Below are 19,968 nucleotides of genomic sequence, written 5' to 3'. Positions count from 1 at the left end.
CACCGGGGTCATGTCGTCGTCCAGCGTGAGATCGCCGAACGGCCGGCTCACGGCTACGGTGTCGCCGACGGTCAGCCGATCCGCGATGTGGCCCGACACCAGCCCATCGGGAGTGCCACGCACGGGGCGAACCGTGATGCGCAGCGCGGAATGCCCCGGGCCATGAGAAATCGTGTACTGACGGGCCTGTCTTCCCGCGCCGGGCAGGTCGACCGCGACGGTGACGTACTGACCGGGCCGGTGCTCGGGCACGCCGCCGGATTCCGGCGCCAGCAACAACGACACCGCGTCGTGCGCCTCGGCGTACTTGCCGACGACCCGCCACGGCTCCAGCGGCCGGGCCGGATCAACGCCCTGCTGTTGGCCCAGGCGGGTTTCGGCGGCGATGAGCCGGACGGCGAACAGCCAGAAGACCTCGTCCCAGGCCGTTTCCACCGCCGGCGTCACCGCCGGCCCCAGGACACGGGCCACCGCCGACAGCAGGTGCCGCCCGACGATGGTGTACTGCTCGGGCCGGATGCCCAGCGAGGCGTGCTTGTGCGCGATGCGTCGCACGACCGGATCGACGTCCACGCCGCTGAGCAGGCTTTCCGCGTAGGCGATGACCGCGCCGGCCAGGGCCCGCTGCTGGTCGCCGTTAGCCTGGTTGCCGCGGTTGAACAGGTCCAGCAGCGCCGGGTGCTCGGCGAACATGCCGGCGTAGAAGGTGGTGCTGATGTCGACCGCCGCCGCGCGGACGGCAGGCAGCGTCGCGGCCACGATCGTGGCCGATGACGAGGACAGCATCGTCGTACCCCTAGGTGAGTGACAGCAGAGTGGCGCCCGTTGGCGGCGCGATCAGGTCCTGCAGGACCACCTCGTCGAGGGAGGCGAAGAAGGCCTCCTGCGCCGTGCGCAGCGCGCCGCGCAGCCGGCAGGCCGCGCTCAGCGGGCAAGGTGGCGACTCGCAGTCGACGACCTCGCCCGTTCCCTCGAAGTCGCGCACGATGCGACCGACGGTGGTCCGCAGGGTGGCGTCGGGCAGCGAGATGCCGCCGCCGCGACCGCGCGTCGTGGTCAGCCAGCCGGGGCGCTGCAGTCGCTGGACGACCTTGGCGACGTGGTTGCGCGGCACGTTGAGGGCCGCGGCGAGCTCGTCGATCGTCAACTGCCGGCGCTGGGCGGCCGCCAACATCAGGATGCGGAGGGCGATGTCGGTGGCTCGGCTGAGGTGCACGCGGCCAGGCTAGTCAAAAGAGGTATCGCCCGTACCTGTTCTGTGCTCGTGATCACCGGGCGGGTCGTCGAGCACACCGGCGACCCGGATGACCTCGGCCACGAACCGGTGGATGCGCTCCTCCACCTCGTCGGGTCGCGGTGCGTCGGTGTTGTCGCGGTCGGCCATCGGGGTCCCTTCGCTGCGGATGCCGCTACGACCGGACGGACCGCCGGGTTGTGACAGTGCCGACGCCCGTTATCGCGGCTCCAACAGGAAAAGCCGGATCTCGCGGTGCCCGGCACGGCTCTTGTACGTGTCGTAGGCCGGCCAGTAGGCCACGACATCCAGCCAGGCCCGCTCCCGCTCGTCGCCGTCGAGCAGCCGCCCGCGCACGGGAACGGTCCGTCCGCCGATGGCCGCCGTCGCGTCCGCGTCGGCGAGGAGGTTGCCGGTCCACGCCGGGTGCCGCTCGCCGCCCCAGTTCGAGCCCACGACCAGGAAACCCTTGCCGTGACGCACATAGACCAGCGGAACCTGCCGGGCCACCCCGCTCTGCCGGCCGGTGGTGGTCAGCAGCAGCGTGCGCACGCCGACGGCGGTGCCCACCCCGACCTTGCCGTTGGTGGCGCGCAGCAGGGCCCGGTCCATCGGCGCCAGCACCCGGCCGATGGCGGCGTAGGCCCTGGTCTTGCCGAACCCCTGGAACAGGCGTCGAATTTCGATCACCGGCGAAACGTAGCAGGGCAGCCGCCGATCGAAGACCTGTGCCTGCCCCCACGGCGAATGCCGTCACGCCGCGCCTTGGCCGATCCGCCTTTCCGGCGAGAGGACAAGGCCCCGACGGCGCGGGAAGCTGTTGTCGGACCGCGGCTTCTCCCTGTTGGCGCGCCGGACAGGAGGTCAGCGGATGGGCCTCAGGACACACCAGGTCGGCAGCCAGGGCTTGACCACGTCGGTCGAAGGCCTGGGCACCATGGGGATGACGGCGATGTACGGCACCCGAACGACGCCGAGTCGGTCGACACCATTCACCGGGCGATCGAGCTGGGGGTCACCCTGTTCGACACCGCCGACATGTACGGCCCGTTCACGGGCGAGGAGCTGCTCGGGCGGGCGGTCGCCCCGCACCGGGACCGAGTGGTGCTCGCGACCAAGTTCGGCGGGGTGACGCTCGACGACACCGGCAAGATCGTCGGAGGCCCGAACGGCCGCCCCGACTACGTGCGGCAAGCGGTGGAAGGCTCGCTGCGGCGGCTCGGCACCGACCGCATCGACCTGTGCCACCAGCACCGGGTCGACCCCAACGTGCCGGTGGTCGAGACCTTCGGCGCGCTGGCCGAGCTGGTGGCCGAGGGCGAAGTGCGCTACCTGGGTATCAGCGAGGCTTCGGCCGACACCATCCGTGCCGCTCACGACGCGGCGGCGCTCTCGGCCGTGCAGCTTGTCCCGCACGGCCTCGGGCACCCGCGAACACGGAGGCGAAGGCCGTCACCAGGATCAGCACGGTGATGATGTCGGCGGCCGTCAGGCCCCACGCCGTGGACACGGCCAGCGTGGCGATCGAGGTCGACTTGGCCACCTCCTGCCAGGGCAGCACGCCGAGAATGCCGACCTGGAGCAGCAGATACAGGCCCATGATGCGTAGACGGCGAGCACGAGGCCGGTGAAGAACGGACCGCCGGAGGAGAACGTGCCCGGCGCGTAGGTGAAGGCCAGCGCGCCGAGGTGGGAGACCAGGCCGATGATGCCGCCGGCCATGGTCAGCGGGATGTGGAGGATCGCCGTCCACACGAACAGGAACGGCATCAGCCGGCCGGTCCGGTACTGGGACGCCTCCCGCAGGTAGATGTACGTGCCGCCGGCGCCGGGCAGCGAGGCCCCCAGTTCGGCCCAGATCAGGCCGTCGGCCAACGCGATGATCGCGCCGACGATCCAGCCGAACACCGCCTGTGGACCGCCGGCGTCCGCGACCATGAACGGGATCGTCACCAGCGGCCCGACGCCGCACATCTGCGTCATGTTGATGGCGGTCGCCTGCCACGGCCCCGATGCGCCGTTCGAGGCGCACCGGCCCCTTCTGTGTGAACGCGGCGAGCGCGCGGACCCCTCATGACCGACCTGGTCTCACTTCTCGGTCAGGCCCTCCAGATCGGCCAGCAGCTCGGACATGGTCACCGGATCCAGGTCGGCGAACTCCTGGCCGTCGATCGAAATCCCGTCGATGACATGGACGTACTCGCCGGCCAGTTGCACGACACCCGGACCGAAGTCGACGAAGACGGCCCCGCCCGCAGGCAACGGGAGCACGGCTCGCGCGCCTTCCCGGTCCCATCCCTGGTACTGCAAGGCTTCCACCTTCGAGATCGACGCGTGCGCGCCGACGAACTTGCTGAACGTCGCATCCCCGACATAACGGAACACGGGGTAGTCCAGCTGGTGGAAGGGTTGCAGGATCTCGTAATCGGCGAACACCTCGCCCCACTGCGGCTCCAGCAGCGCGGGATGGGCCACCCGCACGGTGGTCCCGGGCGGCAGCGTCACCTGGTCGTCGTTGACGTCAGCGAAGGTGCGGTCCTCGGCCAGCCGGAACGTGGTGTCCCCGCCCAGCCACACCAGCCGCCGCGCGATGTGCCACACCAGCGGGTGGTGCACGAACAGCTGCTGGAACGTCTCCATTGTCCAGCTGCGCTGATGGCGCATGGCCGACCGCAGCCGCTTGATCAGCGCGCCCGACACCGTGCGGACATCCTTGGTCAGGCCGGCATGCTGGGCCCGGGCCTGCGCCGCCAGGGTTTCGTCGTCGCTCGCCAATAGTTTGGGCAGCGACTTGAGCACCTTGCCGTCGGCGGCCAGCACGAACGGTTTGAGCTGGTGGTCGAAGCCCACGGTGAACTGGCGCGGCCCGTAGTCCAACGTCATCGTGCCGGCCTCGTCCAGGCCGAAATCGGGGACGAGGCGGTCGGCCAGCTCGTCGGCGCTCAGGCCGCGGTCGGCGGCCACCTCGTTGAGCTTGCGCAGGGCGAGCTTCTTGCGCTTGGCGTACTGGCCGCTGCGTGAAAGGCCCTGGAGGTGGACCAACGCCATGTCGGTGCCGATGCGCGCCAACACCTCCACGCCGCGAACCGCGCGGGCGTACCCGTCCGTGCCGGACCACGCCATGATCAACGGTGTCAGCACCCGCGCCCCGTCGTCACCGCCGTGCAGGGCCAGCGCCGTCATCGCCCACGTGTCGTCGATCGGCATGCCGATGAAGACCCAGCGCCGGAACGTCTCCACCGCGAAGGCCGACAGCGAGGCCGGATCGCAGATCTCGCCGACCACGTCAAGGCCGGCGTACGGCTGATCCACAGTGGACAGCGCGTACATCGTCAGCACATGCTTCGTCGCCTCGGCCGGCAAAGCGAGCCCGCCGTCGGCGAATAGGATCTGCGGCAGCAGCGCCGGATCGGCCCACGCGCCCGGCGTCGGCACCGTCTTCGGCACGATGTCGATCGGGTCGACGGCCAGGATCGCTTCGACCGCCGCCGTCACCTCGCCGCCGTAACTCCTTGCCGCTGCGAGGACAATCTCGGGATGCAGCGCCCGCAACGCCGTCTCGGCGTTCCGTCGCGTCACACCGGCCTTGCCCACCGCATCCGGCACCACCAACGCGACGGCGGGCGCGCCGTGCAGCGCGAACCATCGCAACGCGATCGGCCGCAATGTGCGGGCGGTGGCCACCCACTTCGCCATTACCCTCGCCAGATCCTCATGCAGGATCGGGAAAAGCACGTCCACGCAGTCCGACTTGTACCGGAGGACGCCGAGCAGCTGGGGGAGCGCCTCCGGGCCGAAGCGGGCGACCATCGCGCGGAGCTCGTCGTCACCGATGCGCCAGAACACGGTGGGCTGCCACCGTTCGAGGAACGGCCGGGCCAGTTCCACCGGGCCCAGGCACAGCATGGTCAGCATCAGCCGGCTGTCGCTGTCGTGACTGTTCAGCTCGGTCGCGATGGCGGCCCAGCCCTCGACGTCCCGGTCGGCGAAGTGCTCCCAGCGCCAGTTGTTCTTGGGGTTCAACCACTCCTCGCGTTGCCCGGGTTGCCAGGCCACGGTCGGCGCGACGTTGGGCGTGAGGCCGGCGATGACCTTGGGCTTGACCGTCTTTCGCTTGGCTCGGGTCCATGGCGGCTCGACCAGCAGCGAGGGCAGGCTGGCGTCCTCGGCTTCGGTGACCCGCACCTGCGCGCCGACGATCTCGGCGACGAGGTCGGGACGGGCCAGCCGCTGCTCCGCGAGGAACTGCTTCGCGTTGACAGCCGTGCTCGACGGCCGGGCCGCGATCGCCGCCAGCCGCGTGATCGAGTTGGGCGGGAACCGGTCGATGGCCTCGCCGATCAGGGCGCGGTACTCCGGCTTGAAACGGGTCAGCAGCGCCTGGAACGCCTGATCGGTGTCCACGGCGGCGAGGACGTCCAGCACCGCGCGGTTTCCCGTGTCGTACAGGGATTCGTCGAACGACTTGACGAGCAGGGGCACGGCTTCGGCCCCGAGCTGGTCGACGAGTGTCCACACGGCACCGGCATCCCACAGTCCTCGCCGGTCGTGCGCGGCAAACCGGTCGTCCCGCAGCACACGCTCGAATTGGTCGATGGTGGCCAGCGAACACAGCAGGAAGGTCGCGCGCGGGGTGTGGGCGCTGAAACGGTCGTCGATGGCCTCGTCGAGGCTCTGCTGCACCCAGTCCTCGCGGTGCGGCATCAGGTACGTGACGATCAGCCGGGACCCGATCGTGCCGCGACGCTCGGCCAGGGCCTGCTCCGCGGCTCGGTGATCATCCTCGCTGACCGCGCTGAGCAGGGCGCGCACCCGGTAGATGACGGGGTCGATCCAGTACGCGTTCTGGCGGTCCCACGGCGGCCGGGCCGGGTCCCCGCGCCGCAGCATCTGGTGGCTCATCTCCAGCCCGCCGAGCTCGGCCGCGGCGACCGCAGCATGCACGATGCCGTGCTCCGCCACCCACATGTCGGCCAGCCCAGGCAAGTTCTCGCCCAGGTGCACCACGGTGGCGACCGCCGCCGACCCGAGCGGAGTCTGCGCCTTCACTGCCGCTACCAGGTCGGGTTCGCTGTACGGGGAGGCGAGCACGCGGTCGAGCACGGATTGCCGGTCCCGCAGCAGTTGCCGGGCCCGCTCGACGGCCGCCGTGTCGACCTCGGCCGACGGGCCGGGTGTGCCGCCGTGCCTGGGGTGCAACAGATGCCGGTAACGCTGGGGAACGATGCTCGGACGGTCGTGATCATGCACCCGCCGCAGTGTAGACACGGCGTGACGCCGCTCGGCTCCCGCGTACGCCGTTCAGGTGATCGAGGGCAGCCTGCGCCGGGCGTGCGGACATTCGTGGCAGTCTCCCAGTGACCGGCGCCGACGTGAGGGAGTGCGCACGCCGATGGACATCGCCGGCGACAACAGCGGCATCGTCTCCACGGGCGACAACGCGATCAACATCCAGCTCACCGCCCCGCCGGTGCGGTCGCAGTACCGGCACCAGGTCGAGCGGATCGCCCCGCTGTCCCTCACCGATCGTTCCGTCGAACTGGCCGAGCTGGCCGCCTTCTGCCTCGCGCCCACCGGCGGCTACGCCTGGTGGCGGGCCAACGCCTGGGCCGGCAAATCCGCCCTGATGTCCACGTTCGTGCTGAACCCGCCGCCCGGCGCGGCAATCGTGTCGTTCTTCGTGACGGCTCGGCTGGCCGCCCAGGACGACCGCAACGCCTTCATCGACAACGTGCTGGAGCAGCTGCTGGCCCTGCTCGGCGAGACCGTGCCGCCGCTGCTCACCGCGTCCACCCGCGAGGCCCACCTGCTCGCCCGCCTCAGCGATGCCGCCGCCTCCTGCCAGGCCCGTGGCCAGCGCCTCGTGCTCCTCGTCGACGGCCTGGACGAGGACCGCGGAGCCCATGAGCACAGCATCGCCGCCCTCCTCCCCGCACGGTTGCCCTCCGGCCTCCGCGTCATCGTCGCCGGCCGCCCCAACCCGCCCATTCCCGAGGACGTCCCCTCCGACCACCCCCTGCGCGATCCCGCCATCGTCCGGACGTTGGCTCCTTCCCCGATGGCCCAGGCCATCCGCCGCGAGATGGAACGGGATCTCCACCGCCTGCTCACCGGCTCAGCGACCGGGCAGGACCTGCTCGGCCTCGTCACCGCCTCCGGCGGCGGCCTCACCGCCCCCGACCTGGCCGAGATCACCGGTTTGCTGCCCTGGCAGGTCAAGGACTGCATCGGCACCGTGACCGGCCGCAGCTTCTCCTTCCGTGACCCCTACTTCACCCCCGAGGGCCCCGCCGCCTACCTCCTCGGCCACGAGGAACTCCAGGTCACCGCCATGGAGCTCCTCGGCCCTTCCCGCCTCGCCGCCTACCGCTCCCGCATCCGCGCCTGGGCCGACCGCTACCGCTGCCTCCGTTGGCCTGCTGAGACGCCGGAATACCTGCTGCGTGGCTACTTCCGCATGCTGGCGGCCGCCCAGGACACCCCCGGCATGCTCTCCTGCGTCACCGACATCCACCGCCAGGACAGGCTGTTGGCCGTCTCCGGCGCCGACGCCGACGCGTTGACCGAGATCCGCACCGTCCGCGATCTCCTCGCCTCGACCACTGCGCCGGACCTCGTCGCCCTCACCAAGCTGGCCATCCACCGCGACCGCCTCTACGACCGCAACGCCAACGTTCCCGTCGAGCTCCCTTGGCCTGGGCCGCCCTGGGCCACTACAACCGCGCCGAGTCCACAGCCCGCACCCTCGCCGAGTTCCACGACCGCGTAGTGGCGTCGTCACAGGTAGCGGAGAAGCTGTTCGCGGCCGGCTACCGCACCCGGGCGCTCAACCTCCTCTCCGAAGCGGAGGAGACGGCCCGGTTCATCACCAATTCCTTCATGCAGACCGAGGCGTTGAAGGCGCTGGCGGCGGCGCTCGTGGCGGTCGGCGACGCCGACCGCGCCGAAACCGTGGTCGATGCCGTCGTCGACCCGGTTGCCCGTGTGATCGGGCGTCGGACACTGGTCGAGTCATTAGGTGCTGCCGGCGACCTCGGTCGGGCCGAGGCCTGGTGCGAATCCATGATCAGTATCGAAACGGAGCACACGCTCCTGCACCAGGCCGAGGCGTGGATCTCCTTGATCCCGGTCACCGCCGCCGCCGGTGATGCCGACCGTCTCGACCGCCTCGTTGCCCGAGTCACGGCGATTGTCGGCGCACATGCGTTGGAAGACAAGGAAAACGAACTCCAGGTGCTGACGTCGCTGATCACGGCGCTCGCGGCGGCCGGCGTCACGGGCCGCGTTGCCGAACTGATGCGTGACGTCGAGGTCGTGGCCGAGGAAATTCGCCGCGAGGGCGGGCACCCCGCACTTCTGTATTCGGAGGCAGCCGGGGTCCTTGTCGCAGCTCACGTGGCTGCTGGTGACCCGGAGCGCGCGGCGGCGGTCGCCGGGAGCATGCGTGTTCAGAGCGAGAAGGCACGGGCCCTGGTAGCGGTGGCTCGCGGGTTCGCGGCGGCCGGGGACATCGGCCGGTCGCTGCGGGTGCTCAATGACGCCGGGCAGGCTGCCGGCGAAATCGCCGATGATCACGCTCTGATGCACGTGGCCGGCGGTTTCGCCGAGCTCGGCGACGTCCGTGCGACGACACGGATCGCGCTGTCCATCGTGGACAAGAAGACGTCGGCGGCGGCACTGGCCGGCCTGGTCATGGTGCTGGCCGCCGGCCAGGGTGAGCTGGCCATGCAGGTGATGACGCAGGCCGAGGAGACGGCCCTGAATGGCGTTGGGCTGACCACTATCGGGCATGACCTGGCGCTGGCGGCCTCGGTGCTGGCCCGAGCCGGAGACGTCGACCGTGCACGGCAGTTCATCGACCGCGCCGACGGCGTCACGCACGGGATGGGCGCCGAGCCTCATGAGCCGACCGTGGTGTCCTTGATCGTGGCGGCGGCGTTGTGTGGTGACTTCGACCGCGCGGAGCGGTTCAGCTCCCAGGCCGCCGGCGTCCGGAAGGCTGTCGACGCGCTGGTGGGCGCTGCCGACGGTCTGGCCGACGCAGGCCACGGCGAACGGGCCATCGAGATACTCGACTGTGCCGTGCGACTGGTCGATGCCACAAGGGGTACCCAAAGCCATGAAGACGTCATGTCCGAGGTGCTGCTGGACCAGTATGCCAAGATGGGTCGGTTCGATCGCGTCGAAGCCCTCGCCCGTTCGGAACGCGACGACGAGGCCCGGTCGCATCTGCTGTCCTTCGCGGCCGTAGTCGCGGTTGATGCCACCGATCCGGACCATGCGGCCGGCTTCATCGCGCCCATTGCTCGGTTCCACAAGTCCGCGACGACGCCGGTGACCAAGGACATGGCATTGGCGGCTCTGGTGTCGGCGGTGGCCCTGGCGGGTGATGTCGAGCTGGCCGAGGTCTTGTTCGACAGGGTCAGGGTCGGCCAGGCCAACGCGGTGATCGGGCTGGCGCGGGGACACGCCGCGCTGGGCGCGCTCGGTCATGCCATGAAGCTGACAGAGTCCTTTGAGCACCACGACTCGCGTGTCCATGCGCAGGAGCGTGTGGCCAGTGACGCGGCGGCCGCCGGCCATATCGAGGGCGCCGTGGCGATCGCCCGATCCCTCGGCAGTTCGCTCCCGCAGGCAAAGGCGTTGCAGCGCATCACTTTCGCCGTGGTGAAGGCTGGTGATCTCGATCGGGCCGAGGAGATCGCACGCCTGATCGTCGATCAACGGATGCGGGCCGAGGCGCTGCTGGCGGTGATTCGGGCGCGGCCGGGGGTAGATGCCCGGGCGGTGGCGGAGGTCCTGACGCTCAGCACCTGGTATGTGGCGCTGCCGGAGGTCATCGCCACCGGGCCGGGGGCCTTCGAGGAGATTCTGGCCGAGTTGGACAGCGCGTATCCGGCCTAGTTTGGAGTGGCCGTGCAGCGGGTATGAAACGGCAGGATCCTCTTACGCGACCGGAGGTGCGCGATGCTTGCTCTGATCGGCCTGCTGCTGGTGATTTGGCTCGTCTGCGCCGTGGTCGGCGCCGTGGTGAAGGGGCTGGTCTGGCTGCTGGTCCTCGGGGCCGTGCTGTTCGTCGTCACGGCTGTGGTGGGCTGGGTCAAGCGGGAGGCGCTGCGCCGCTGACAGAGCGGGGCCGGCCGCGCGCGGCCGGCCCCGGACAGGGTCAGTGGGCGATGGTGTCCCAGTACTGCTTCCAGCCGCCGACGCAGTCGGACTGGGCCAGGAGCAGGCCGTCGTCGGTGTTCCAGCCGGGCAGCTCGACGCACTTGCCGCTGTGGGAGTTCACCAGCCAGGCCGAGCCGGTCGCGTTGGGGAACGGGTTGGTCTGGAAGCGCCACTGCTGCCAGGCGTCGGCGGTGAAGCACGACGCCGTCACGATCAGCGCGCCGGCGAAGTCGGCATGGCCGTCCACACTCAGGCACTTGCCGGTGCGGTTGCTGACCAGCTGGACGGTGCCGTTGGTCTGCAGCACCGGCGACCACTGCTGGTTGGAGACGTTGTTCTTGCACGACCACTGCTGGACATGCGGGGTGGCGCTGTTCGCCTCCTGATCACGCAGATCCATGCACTTGCCGCTCCACTTGCTCGAGAACTGGTACCAGTCCGTGTCGGCACTGGCGGGGGCGGCCGTGAGGCCGAGCACCAGCGCCACCAACGGCAAGGTGAGCAAACCCAGTCGTCTCAGTCGAGACACCTACGTGGTCCTTTCGCCGGGAACAGCGATGTTTCGCTGCCACGGCAAAGACTTCCAAGTCCGGCCGGCGCGGACCATTCGTAGAACTGCGTATGGCCGCCCGCGTCGGCGCCGTTTCTCTGGAGAGTGCGGCGGACACAGATCTGACCGTACGAAGCGCGTCGACGGAGCCGGACTGCGGCCTCGTCCTCGACGAGGCGATTGTGTATTTCGTGCGGTCGACGTTGTTCCACGCCATGTCCTTCTGGCCTGATTTGATACGCTCTTGTCCGACGCGAATCATCGGCGCCGAGCGCAGCGCAATTGTGCCGTTCGCCGACGCACCGGAGATGTTCGGCCATCAGCTTCGCGTTGTCGCCGCCGTGGACTTCCGGACGACCTGCTGGCCGCGCTGGCGCGAGCCTTGCGGCGCTGAGCGATAAACCGGGCGACGTCGACGGCCGTCGCCGCGATACTGGCCGGCGTGACAGAGGTCGAGGTTGTCGTCGCCCATCAGGAGCGGGCGACCCTGCGCGTCGGCGACGTGTTCCTCAAGATCGACGCCGATCAGGCGCGCATCGACGTCGAGGTCGAAGCGATGGCCCTGGCGCCGATCCCGACGCCGGAGGTCCTGTGGCGCAAGCCGCCCGTGCTGGCGATCGCCGCCGTGCCCGGCACGGCACTCGGCCGCCTCGGCGAGCCGTTGACGGCGTCACCGGCGGCCTGGGCCGCGGCCGGCGCGGCCGTCCGGAAGCTGCACGACGCACCGCTGCCGCCATGGCCCGGCCGCAGCCGTGACGAGATCGCCACGGAGCTCGACGTCGAATGCGCCTGGCTCGTGGGAAACGAAGTCCTTCCCACCGACCTGGTCACCCGCAACCAGCGGATCGCCGAGGCCGCGCTCCGCCCGTGGACGCCGGCGTTCATCCACGGCGACCTCCAGCTCTGCCACGTGTTCGTCGCCGACGACGACGTGACCGGCGTGATCGACTGGTCCGAGGCCGCGCAAGGGGATGCCCTGTTCGACCTCGCCATCCTGACGCTGGGGCACGAGGAGCACCTCGGCGACGTCATCGCCGGCTACGGCGGCGACGTCGACCCCGACGTGATCCGCGCGTGGTGGTCGTTGCGCAGCTTGACGGCCATCCGCTGGCTGGTCGAGCACGGCTTCGACCCGTCGGCGCCCGGCTGCGAGGTCGACGTGCTGAAGGCCCAGCGGTAGCTCAGGTCCGGGCGAGGTCGAACGACTGCGTCGGGGAACCGGTGCAGGTGGCCAGGGTCAACGGCGCCGCCCCGGTGGCGGCGGTCAGGCACTTCTGGCCGACCTTGACCCCAATATAACTTAAAGGAGCGGCGTGTTTTCACTAGTGAAATGCCTAACTTATGGTTTGGGCTGTGCGCCCTCGAACAACTCCTGGAACATTGAAAAAACTGGAATTAATTTGTGGAAACCGTCTTTGACTTCGAAGAAAATATGGCTGGCTGTGATCTATAGCTTTCTATACGGGTGCGTGCCTACGCGCGCGCCAGCGTCGGGTCCGGAGGATCTGAGAGATGTTCGATAGGAAAGAAAAGAAAAACCGAAAAAAGCCCATCGGATTGTCACTGCCGTCGAAGCGGGTCGCCTGGATGCCGTCGGCGGTCCAGCCCAGGGAGCGGCCGCCGTTGTCGATCCGCAGATACGGGCCGTCGAGCCAGCGGAACCGGAACCGCTGCGCCGCCGAGCTGCCGCAGGCGTCCGTCCGGACCGGGGATCCGTCCACACAGAAGCCGCTGCCCTGGTTCACCACTCGCAGCCACGCGTTCGGATCGATCTGGTCGGTGGGCGCGTCGGTCGGCGTGCCGCCGCCCAATCAGAGCAGGCCGTCGATGATGAACCGGTCCTGTACCGGGTCCGCGAACGTCGACGACAGCGGCGTGTTCGCCGCGTAGTTCATCGCGTTGTGGCCGAAGTTGGCGTACAGCATCTTGTAGCGCTTGTTCGTCCACAGGATCGGGTAGTAGCCGCTGTACCAGGACTGGGCCGGGTCGGTGCCCACCGGGAAGCTCGACCGGTCGACCGACGCCAGCACCTCGATGTCCGGGTTCTTGCTCAGGTCGAACTGCCAGCTGTACCACTCGCTGACCGCCGCGGTCCACGTCGTGGGCAGCCGCCGCGTGGACGGATGCCGTGCGTCCGTGTGCAGGACGGCGGTGGTCGGGGACCAGGTGTTGTCGGCGTACCGCCCGGCGCCCATGAACGTGGTGTTGAACCAGGGCCAGGTGATGTCCTCGTCGTTGTAGCCCGAGTAGTGGAAGCCGAAGTACGCGCCGCCGTGCTCCACATAGCGCTGGAAGCCCGCGCGCTGGGCGGGATCCGTGGGAATGTCGTCGAGGAACATCACCACGTCGGCCCGGGACTTGGTGATATCGGTCAGCTGTGACCAGTCTTTCGTCTGTTGGTAGCTGAATCCGTAGCGCTTCGCCGCCTGGGGGAACCAGATCGCCGACTCGTTGTCGAACGCGATGTGCGCGGCGTCCGGGCGTCCGGTGTAGAAGGCCAGCACCGTGAACGGGTGGGGATGCTGCTGCACGACCGCCGCGCCCGGTAACAGGGCGAGCAGGGCCAGAATGACCCGCACCAGCTTCGACATCGGACTCCCCAGGCCGGGCGGATCGGACAGCAGCATGATCGCGACTCCGCCGCTCGCCCCGCATCGGCCAAACGACTGACCTGATCACTCCGCTCCGTCACCACACGCCGTCCTTTGTGGATCGGCCGTTCGCTCTGGGGCCCGGCGCCATCCCGGGGCGGTTCGTCCGGCATGCGTTGGGTAGGCACGGTCGTAGCAAGTGCCCTCCACCAGTGATCAAACATCTACGGCGCGACTGCGTGCGCGTGCACCGCGACGCCGACGCAACCACGCTGCCCCACGACATGACCAGCCGCCAGCTCGACGAGCTGGTTCGCTGGATCGACTGGCACTGCCACGCCCGCGGCCGCGACAACGCCGTCCCGCTGGTTGGCGGCCGGCCGTGGAAGCTGAGCGTGACGCAGTTTCGCCGCACTCTGCCTGGCACATCGCGCGGCACGGTCACTTCGAGGGCCAGGTCGTCACCGCACCCGGCGGCTGGCGCGGATCCTGTCCGGCACCTTGGGCTGACCGACACCACTTTCGGTGGCACTTTCCTCACATCTGCGCCGACGTTGCCGCCGCCGGCTTCGCGCGACGGTCCCAGATGGTGACGACGTTGACGATGAGCGAGGCGAGCACGGCCACCGCGCGTGTCTGGCCGAAACGGCGCAGGTCGGCCGGAGACCGCAGGTCGGCGTAGACGCAGAGGAACAGGTAGGTCAGAACTGGCCTGGACGTCGTCCTCCGCGGCCTGTCGATGGTCTGTGGTGACGAGCAGATTCTGGATTGCACCGGGCCGTTGTTCGACGGGCTGTATGAGTTCTGTCGCCGCGCGATGGTGCTGGGCCGGGAGCCCTCCTGACCGAGGGCGTCACCACGCAACTGCGGTCACTGGTCAGCGACGAACCCTGGCCACGACAGCTCGCCACGACCCTGACTTTAAACTGTGCAAGTCAGCTGCCCAGTGTGTCCCGCATGAGCGAGCGTTCCGTCAAGGCGACCGTGTGGGCGAGATCGGTGAAAGCGGCCGCCGCGGGCAGTTGGTAGCGGTCGCGGTGCCAGGCGATGGCGACGATCCGCGGGCTCACGCCGGCGATCGGGACGACCCGCAGCCCCGGCCGGTGCGGGTCGACCGAGAGCCACGAGATGACGGCTGCGCCGACGCCTTCGGCGGCGAGGCCGAGGATGGTGCCGTTGTGGTGGGAGCGGAACACGATCTGGTCCCGCAGCGCGGGATCGCCGAGGCGGTTCTCGATCGCGTGCACGTCACGCATCCGGGCGTAGCTGATCAACGGCTGCGTGGCCAGGTCCCGCAGCGACACCGGACCGCCGTCGAGCCCGAGCGGCGAATCGGGCCGGACCGCGACCACGTACGGATCCGCCAGCAGGTCCATCACCGCGAAGGGCCCGTCCGGCAACGGCAGCACCACGAACGTGACATCCAGCTCGCCGCGCTCGACCTGTTGCAGCAGCCAGCCGTCGTCCTCGTTCTCGGTCAGCTCGACCCGCACCGCCGGCCACCGCGCGCGGAACTCCCGCAGCACGCGGGGCAGAATCCGCACGCCCACGCTCTGGTAGCAGCCGACCCGCAGCGTGCCGGACGTTCCGCCGGCCAGTGCGTCCAGGTCGGCCGCCGCACTGGTCAGCCGAGCCCGGATCGCCTCGGCGTGCCGCAGCAGCACCTCGCCGGCCGCCGTGAGCCGCACCGGCCGCGGCCCGCCGGGCCGCTCGACCAGCGGCTGGCCCACCAGCCGTTCGAGCCGGGCGATCTGCTGGCTGACCGCGGACTGGGTGTACCCCAGCTCCTCGGCGGCCCGGCTGAACGACGCATGCCGGCCGACCGCGGCCAGCGCCACCAGGTGGCGCAGCTCGACACCGAGCGGATCCAGTCCCACGACCTCACTCTAGAAGTGCTGCTGATGGAAACGAGCACAAACCGGACTTGTCCTGATAACGCGGCGTGGTCAGGCTGGACGCACCCCGGAGAGAGGATCCCGACCATGGACCACGCCGACGTTGTCGACCTCGGCCGGTACCCGATCCACGAACTCGACAGCGATCGCGGGCGGGCGCTCGTGTTCGACTGCCGGGCCGAACTCGTCGACACCGGCGTCTGCAACCTGCCCGGCTTCGTCACCGACACGGCGGTGGCCGCAATGGCGGCCCTGGCCGAGCGGATCGCCGACAAAGCGTGGGAAACCGACCGCCCGCACACCGTCTACTTCGAGCCGGTCGACGAGTCCGTGCCGGCCGATCACCCTCGCGCGCACCAGGTCCGGTCGGCCAAGAACGGCATCGCCTACGACCACATCCCGGCCGACGCCCCGCTGCGTCGGCTCTACGAGTCCGACGACCTGACGGCGTTCATCGCCGCCGTGCTGGACAAGCCGGTCCTGCACCGCAGCGCCGACCCGCTCGACGCCTTGCAGATCACCACGTTCCGGCCCGGCCAGGAACTCGGCTGGCACTTCGACCGCAGCGAGTTCTCCGTCACCGTCATGTACCAGCAGGCCGACGCGGGCGGCGACTTCGAGTACGTCCCCGGCCTGCGGTCGGCCGACGACGAGAACCACCCGGGCGTGCGGCGGGTGCTGCTCGGGGACCGGTCCGGGATCCGAGTCCTGCCGAGCGCGCCGGGCACCCTGGCCTTCTTCCACGGTGAGCACGCCCTGCACCGGGTCACCCCGGTCCGCGGCGCCACGCCCCGGATCAACTCGGTCCTGACCTACGGCGAACGTCCCGACATGAAACTCAACGAGCTGACCCAGCAACTGTTCTACGGCCGCACGGCCTGAGCTCGGCTGGTTACGTTTTCCCGCCGCGAGCGATCTATTGCTCCGGGACCGCGGGCAGCGGAGCCGGAGCAGAGGCGGTGTGCGTGGCCGACAACCACGAAGAGGACCGGGACGACACCGTAAACAACCAGATCACCGGGCATGTCGAGGGAAACGTCGTCCAGGCCGGCCACATCGGCGTGGTGAACTTCGGGTCCAAGGTGCCGGTGGCGATGGCCGGCCTGCCGGGCGAGGTGGGCTTCACGGACCGGGAGGCCGAACGGGCCGCGCTGGCCGCGCTGCTCGATCCGGCGACCCAGGGGCAGCCGACCGTCGCGACGATCACCGGGCTGGCCGGCGTCGGCAAGACGGCGCTGGCCACGCGGGTGGCGCACGAAGCGGTGGCGGCCGGGTGGTTTCCGGGCGGGGTGCTGGTCATCGACCTGCTCGGCTACGGCCCGGACGGCACTGTCTCGGCGAACGCGGCGCTGCTGGCGATGCTGGTCGGGCTGGGGGTCGAACGACCGCCGGCCGGTCAGGCCGAGCGGGCGATCCTTTACCGCTCACTGCTTTCCGAGCTGGCCGGCCAGGGACGGCGTGTGCTGGTGTTGGCCGACAACGTCCTGGACTCGGCGCAGGTCGAGGCACTGCGGCCGGGCAGCCCGGCGCATCGGATGCTGACCACCAGCCGGGACAACCTGCCGGTGCCCGGGGCCCGCCGGGTCGAGCTGGGCGTGCTGCGGGACGCCGATGCCGTCGGCCTGGTGGCGCAGGCGCTGGAGACGGCGCTGCCCGGTGACACACGGGTCGCCGACGAGCCGCGGGAAGCCATCAGGCTGGCGCAGCTGTGTGAGGGCCTGCCGCTCGCGTTGCGGATCGCCACCTACTGGCTCACCGACCAACCCGGGCAGCGCATCGGCCGGTTGGCGCGGACCGTCGGCGCGGCCACGAACCGGCTCGACCCGCTCCACTACAACGATTCGATCGCCGTGGGGGCCGCGTTCGACACGTCCTACCGTCAGCTGCCGGCCGCCCTGTCGCGACTGTTCCGGCTGCTGTCCTTGCATCCCGGCTCGCACATCGGCCCGGGCGCGATCGCGGCGCTCGCGGACGTGCCGGAGCCGGAGGCTCAGCGGCTGGCGGAGAGGCTGTGCCGGGCCCACCTGATCGAGCCGTCGATCGTGCCCGACAACTACCGGTTCCACGACCTGGTTCGCTTTCACGCCAGGAAGTGCTGCGAGAACGAGGAACAGCCGGCCGACCGCGCGGAGGCGGTCAACCGGCTGCTGGCGTACTACCGGGCGGCGACAACGGCCGTGGGCACGCATCTCTACTCCCGGACGCCGGCCGAGCAGCGGTCGTGGCTGTTCGCCGGGCGCGGCGACGCGCTGGCGTGGCTGGAGGGCGAACGCCCGAACCTGATTCCCGTGGTGAGCCTGTCGGCCCGCACCGGGCTCGACAACCTGACCAGCGAGGTCGTGTCGGCGCTGCATCCGTTCTTCGAGCTGCGCAACCACCCGGACGAGTGGATCACCCTGGCCAAGTTCGGCCTGGCCGCGGCGCTGCGCCTCGGCGACCGGACGGCCGAGGCGCAGAGCCTCACCGCCCTGGGCCTGGCCCACCAGGAACTCCGGTGGTTCGCCGAGGCGCGCGACTTCCACGGGCGGGTGCTGGCCATCTGCCGGCATACCGGCGACCGGCTCGGGCTGGCCAAGGCCCTGCACAACTTCGGTGGAGTCGGCTACCAGCTCGGGCGGTTCGAGGAGGCCGAGGCCGCGTGGGAGGAGTCCCTGGCCATCGCGACGGAGCAGGAGGATCGCTACCTGATCTCCCGGAGCCTGAACAACCTCGCCTTCCTCGCGGCCGAGCAACGCCGGCACGACGTGGCCGAGGCCCGCTACCGGCAGGCCCTCATCTGCGCGCACGAGCTGGGCGATCCACAGGCCGAGGGCGGCGTGCTGACCAATCTCGGCGCGGTCCTCCAGCAGACCGGACGGGCGGCCGAGGCCGTCGAGTTGCACCGGCAGGCGCTCGAACTGCTGCTCCAGAGCGGGGATCGGCTGCGCGCCGGCCGCGCCCTGCACAACATGGCGTTGGCGTACCAGGAACTTGGGCAGTGGGGTGACGCCCTGGCCTGCCATCTGCGGGCGCTGCCGCTGCGCCGGGAGGTCGGGGACCGGCACGGCGAAGGCCTGACCCTGACCCAGCTCGGACGGATCCACGCCCGGCAGGGGCGGCGGAAGGAAGCCCTTGCCAGCCAGCGACGAGCGCTCGCCGCCTTCGTGCAGACCGGCGCCACCGCCGAGGCCGACGAGGTCCGTGGACTGATCGACGAGCTGAGCTAGCCTGGGCGCCATGCCCAGGACCGACGCCGCATCTCGGGTCATCGCCGCCACGCCGGACCGCGTGTACGCCGCCTTCGTCGATCCGGAGGCGCTGGCGGTCTGGTTGCCGCCGGAAGGGATGAGCGGCCGGTTCGAGCGGTTCGACGCGCGGCCGGGCGGGTCGTATCGGCTGACCCTGACCTACGCGGACGCGTCGCGGGCGCCGGGCAAGGCGACGGCCGACTCCGATGTCGTGGAGGCGCGTTTCGTCGACATCGTGCCCGGAGTGCGGGTGGTGCAGGCGGTCGACTTCGTCTCCGACGACCCCGCCTACGCCGGCACGATGATCATGACTTGGGAGGTCGCCGCCGACGTCGAGGGCACGAAGGTGGAGATCCGCGCCGACGACGTGCCGGACGGCATCTCCGCAGCGGACCACGCCGTCGGCCTGGCGTCCTCGCTGGCCAACCTGGCCGCGTACGTCACGAGGGAAGCGCCTGCTCCAGAGTGATGACCACGTCCAGCTGAGCGTGCAGGCCGGTGGTCATGATCGGGACCCGGGTCGCCCGCGAACCGGCGACCACCAGCAGGCGGGTGTTCAGGCGCCGGTGCTCGTTGTGGGCCTCGATGAGCACCGACAGGCCGGGCGAGGCCATGTAGGTGACGCCGCTGAGGTCGACGACCAGCCGCTCGGTGCTGTCACGGCGCGCCGCCGCCAGATGCTCGCGGAACAGGGGAGCGGTGTCGGTGTCGATCTCTCCGATGACCTGGAGGACCGTGCTCTGCCCTACGGTCTCCCGGCGGAAGTCGAGAACTTCGGGAGATCTTTCGGGCGTCTCAGAGGTCATAGTCGACAGATATAGCCACAAACGCCCGCGGCGAAACTCAGCCGTACGGATCGGTGATGGCCCGCAGCGCGGCGAGGGTCTCCTTGAGCTCAAGCATGCGGGCCCGGCCGAGGGCGGTTTCCCACGCCGCCTCGATCTCGCGGATCACCGGGATGCCGATCTCCACCAGGCTTTCTCCCTTGGCCGTCACGGTGACCAGGCGGGCGCGGGCGTCGTCGGGGTCCGGGACACGTCGCACGTAGCCGGCCGCCTCCAGCTGGTCGACGATCGAGCCGACGGTCTGCTTGCTGAGCTGGGAGGCCTGGGCCAGTTCGCTCAGGCGCGAGCCCTCCGGGTTGATCCGCTGGAACACGCGCGCCTGGTTCAGCGGAAGGTCGTGTCCGTGCGCCTTCAGCTCGGCCAGCACGGCCGACTCCAGGTGGCGGTAGGGGATGAACAGCAGCAGCCCCAGGTTCAGCGGCTCGTCGTCGGGCGTCATGCCCACACCCTGGCAGAAG

Annotated in this window: 22 protein-coding genes; 9 read left to right on the top strand and 13 right to left on the bottom strand. The window is 69.9% G+C overall.

Annotated elements, in window-relative coordinates; genetic code table 11:
- The 4 genes from KUTG_RS03950 to KUTG_RS03940 form a co-directional block, all read right to left on the bottom strand.
- A partial coding sequence (locus tag KUTG_RS03950; RefSeq protein WP_084578870.1) for a globin domain-containing protein occupies positions 1-786 on the bottom strand: 786 nt, incomplete at its 3' end.
- 10 nt (positions 787-796) lie between these two features.
- A complete protein-coding gene (locus KUTG_RS03945) occupies positions 797-1,216 on the bottom strand; it encodes an RrF2 family transcriptional regulator (protein WP_043714966.1) in 420 nt (139 codons plus the stop codon).
- Between the two features lie 9 nt (positions 1,217-1,225).
- A complete protein-coding gene (locus KUTG_RS57975) occupies positions 1,226-1,384 on the bottom strand; it encodes a hypothetical protein (RefSeq protein ID WP_157494317.1) in 159 nt (52 codons plus the stop codon).
- Between the two features lie 69 nt (positions 1,385-1,453).
- Positions 1,454-1,924 (bottom strand): nitroreductase family deazaflavin-dependent oxidoreductase, encoded by a 471-nt coding sequence (locus KUTG_RS03940; protein WP_232240646.1) that lies wholly within the window; start codon positions 1,922-1,924, stop codon positions 1,454-1,456.
- A gap of 57 nt (positions 1,925-1,981) precedes the next feature.
- Between KUTG_RS03940 and KUTG_RS03935 the strand changes: the two genes are divergently transcribed.
- Entirely contained in the window at positions 1,982-2,707 is a 726-nt protein-coding gene (locus KUTG_RS03935) for an aldo/keto reductase (protein ID WP_369794433.1), read from the top strand.
- Between the two features lie 15 nt (positions 2,708-2,722).
- Here the strand turns inward: KUTG_RS03935 and KUTG_RS03930 are convergent, their stop codons facing one another.
- Complete coding sequence (locus KUTG_RS03930) at positions 2,723-3,217, bottom strand: amino acid permease (protein ID WP_052393889.1); 495 nt, start codon at positions 3,215-3,217, stop codon at positions 2,723-2,725.
- A 105-nt stretch (positions 3,218-3,322) separates the two neighbouring features.
- The gene (locus KUTG_RS03925) at positions 3,323-6,484 is read right to left on the bottom strand and encodes a DUF4132 domain-containing protein (RefSeq protein WP_043714964.1); all 3,162 of its coding nucleotides are present in this window, start codon (positions 6,482-6,484) and stop codon (positions 3,323-3,325) included.
- Positions 6,485-6,614: 130 nt separating this feature from the next.
- Here KUTG_RS03925 and KUTG_RS03920 point away from each other — a divergent pair, with 130 nt between their 5' ends.
- The 3 genes from KUTG_RS03920 (at position 6,615) to KUTG_RS60690 (ending at position 10,360) form a co-directional block, all read left to right on the top strand.
- A complete protein-coding gene (locus KUTG_RS03920) occupies positions 6,615-8,003 on the top strand; it encodes a P-loop domain-containing protein (RefSeq protein WP_157494316.1) in 1,389 nt (462 codons plus the stop codon).
- Positions 7,925-10,138 (top strand): ATP-binding protein, encoded by a 2,214-nt coding sequence (locus KUTG_RS52870; protein WP_052393883.1) that lies wholly within the window; start codon positions 7,925-7,927, stop codon positions 10,136-10,138. The genes KUTG_RS03920 and KUTG_RS52870 overlap by 79 nt, the downstream gene beginning before the upstream one ends.
- A 63-nt stretch (positions 10,139-10,201) precedes the next feature.
- Positions 10,202-10,360 carry a hypothetical protein gene (locus tag KUTG_RS60690; protein WP_043714962.1) on the top strand — a complete coding sequence of 53 codons (159 nt, stop codon included), beginning with the start codon at positions 10,202-10,204 and terminating at the stop codon, positions 10,358-10,360.
- 40 nt (positions 10,361-10,400) lie between these two features.
- On the opposite strand, the gene KUTG_RS03910 is transcribed toward KUTG_RS60690, so the two are convergent.
- Positions 10,401-10,931, bottom strand: coding sequence for an RICIN domain-containing protein (locus KUTG_RS03910; RefSeq protein WP_157494315.1), 531 nt, complete (start codon positions 10,929-10,931; stop codon positions 10,401-10,403).
- Between the two features lie 92 nt (positions 10,932-11,023).
- On the opposite strand from KUTG_RS03910, the gene KUTG_RS03905 reads away from it, so the two are divergent.
- Positions 11,024-11,353 carry a hypothetical protein gene (locus tag KUTG_RS03905; protein WP_043714958.1) on the top strand — a complete coding sequence of 110 codons (330 nt, stop codon included), beginning with the start codon at positions 11,024-11,026 and terminating at the stop codon, positions 11,351-11,353.
- Between the two features lie 41 nt (positions 11,354-11,394).
- Positions 11,395-12,132: a phosphotransferase family protein gene (locus tag KUTG_RS03900; protein ID WP_043714956.1), complete on the top strand. Its 738-nt coding sequence runs from the start codon at positions 11,395-11,397 to the stop codon at positions 12,130-12,132.
- Between the two features lie 277 nt (positions 12,133-12,409).
- Here the strand turns inward: KUTG_RS03900 and KUTG_RS03895 are convergent, their stop codons facing one another.
- The 4 genes from KUTG_RS03895 to KUTG_RS03880 form a co-directional block, all read right to left on the bottom strand.
- On the bottom strand, positions 12,410-12,763 hold the full coding sequence (locus KUTG_RS03895; protein WP_043714954.1) for an RICIN domain-containing protein: 354 nt from the start codon (positions 12,761-12,763) through the stop codon (positions 12,410-12,412).
- Positions 12,764-13,579 carry a ThuA domain-containing protein gene (locus KUTG_RS03890; protein ID WP_232240645.1) on the bottom strand — a complete coding sequence of 272 codons (816 nt, stop codon included), beginning with the start codon at positions 13,577-13,579 and terminating at the stop codon, positions 12,764-12,766.
- 501 nt (positions 13,580-14,080) lie between these two features.
- The gene (locus tag KUTG_RS57970) at positions 14,081-14,317 is read right to left on the bottom strand and encodes a hypothetical protein (protein ID WP_157494314.1); all 237 of its coding nucleotides are present in this window, start codon (positions 14,315-14,317) and stop codon (positions 14,081-14,083) included.
- A 161-nt stretch (positions 14,318-14,478) separates the two neighbouring features.
- Complete coding sequence (locus tag KUTG_RS03880) at positions 14,479-15,420, bottom strand: LysR family transcriptional regulator (protein WP_052393882.1); 942 nt, start codon at positions 15,418-15,420, stop codon at positions 14,479-14,481.
- 105 nt (positions 15,421-15,525) lie between these two features.
- Here KUTG_RS03880 and KUTG_RS03875 point away from each other — a divergent pair, with 105 nt between their 5' ends.
- The 3 genes from KUTG_RS03875 (at position 15,526) to KUTG_RS03865 (ending at position 19,134) form a co-directional block, all read left to right on the top strand.
- Positions 15,526-16,320 carry a HalD/BesD family halogenase gene (locus tag KUTG_RS03875; RefSeq protein WP_043714950.1) on the top strand — a complete coding sequence of 265 codons (795 nt, stop codon included), beginning with the start codon at positions 15,526-15,528 and terminating at the stop codon, positions 16,318-16,320.
- An 83-nt stretch (positions 16,321-16,403) separates the two neighbouring features.
- On the top strand, positions 16,404-18,644 hold the full coding sequence (locus tag KUTG_RS03870) for a tetratricopeptide repeat protein (protein WP_043714948.1): 2,241 nt from the start codon (positions 16,404-16,406) through the stop codon (positions 18,642-18,644).
- A gap of 10 nt (positions 18,645-18,654) precedes the next feature.
- Complete coding sequence (locus KUTG_RS03865; RefSeq protein ID WP_043714945.1) at positions 18,655-19,134, top strand: SRPBCC family protein; 480 nt, start codon at positions 18,655-18,657, stop codon at positions 19,132-19,134.
- Here KUTG_RS03865 and KUTG_RS03860 read toward each other — a convergent pair.
- Both KUTG_RS03860 and KUTG_RS03855 read right to left on the bottom strand, forming a co-directional pair.
- On the bottom strand, positions 19,106-19,471 hold the full coding sequence (locus KUTG_RS03860; protein WP_052393878.1) for an STAS domain-containing protein: 366 nt from the start codon (positions 19,469-19,471) through the stop codon (positions 19,106-19,108). The two genes, KUTG_RS03865 and KUTG_RS03860, sit on opposite strands and share 29 nt — an antisense overlap.
- Before the next feature lie 37 nt (positions 19,472-19,508).
- Positions 19,509-19,949 carry a MarR family winged helix-turn-helix transcriptional regulator gene (locus KUTG_RS03855; protein WP_232240644.1) on the bottom strand — a complete coding sequence of 147 codons (441 nt, stop codon included), beginning with the start codon at positions 19,947-19,949 and terminating at the stop codon, positions 19,509-19,511.
- Positions 19,950-19,968 lie beyond the last annotated feature (19 nt).

Source organism: Kutzneria sp. 744, from assembly GCF_000568255.1.
Taxonomy (GTDB): Bacteria; Actinomycetota; Actinomycetes; order Mycobacteriales; family Pseudonocardiaceae; genus Kutzneria.
Note: the sequence above shows the minus strand (reverse complement) of the source record. Positions and strands in the feature narration are given on the sequence as shown.

Coding starts and splice junctions, on each gene's coding strand:
- KUTG_RS57975 (WP_157494317.1), bottom strand. CDS start 1,384: ATGGCCGACCGCGACAACACCGACGCACCGCGACCCGACGAGGTGGAG.
- KUTG_RS03935 (WP_369794433.1), top strand. CDS start 1,982: ATGCCGTCACGCCGCGCCTTGGCCGATCCGCCTTTCCGGCGAGAGGAC.
- KUTG_RS03930 (WP_052393889.1), bottom strand. CDS start 3,217: ATGACGCAGATGTGCGGCGTCGGGCCGCTGGTGACGATCCCGTTCATG.
- KUTG_RS60690 (WP_043714962.1), top strand. CDS start 10,202: ATGCTTGCTCTGATCGGCCTGCTGCTGGTGATTTGGCTCGTCTGCGCC.
- KUTG_RS03905 (WP_043714958.1), top strand. CDS start 11,024: ATGGCCGCCCGCGTCGGCGCCGTTTCTCTGGAGAGTGCGGCGGACACA.
- KUTG_RS03890 (WP_232240645.1), bottom strand. CDS start 13,579: ATGCTGCTGTCCGATCCGCCCGGCCTGGGGAGTCCGATGTCGAAGCTG.
- KUTG_RS03875 (WP_043714950.1), top strand. CDS start 15,526: ATGGACCACGCCGACGTTGTCGACCTCGGCCGGTACCCGATCCACGAA.
- KUTG_RS03865 (WP_043714945.1), top strand. CDS start 18,655: ATGCCCAGGACCGACGCCGCATCTCGGGTCATCGCCGCCACGCCGGAC.
- KUTG_RS03860 (WP_052393878.1), bottom strand. CDS start 19,471: ATGACCTCTGAGACGCCCGAAAGATCTCCCGAAGTTCTCGACTTCCGC.
- KUTG_RS03855 (WP_232240644.1), bottom strand. CDS start 19,949: ATGACGCCCGACGACGAGCCGCTGAACCTGGGGCTGCTGCTGTTCATC.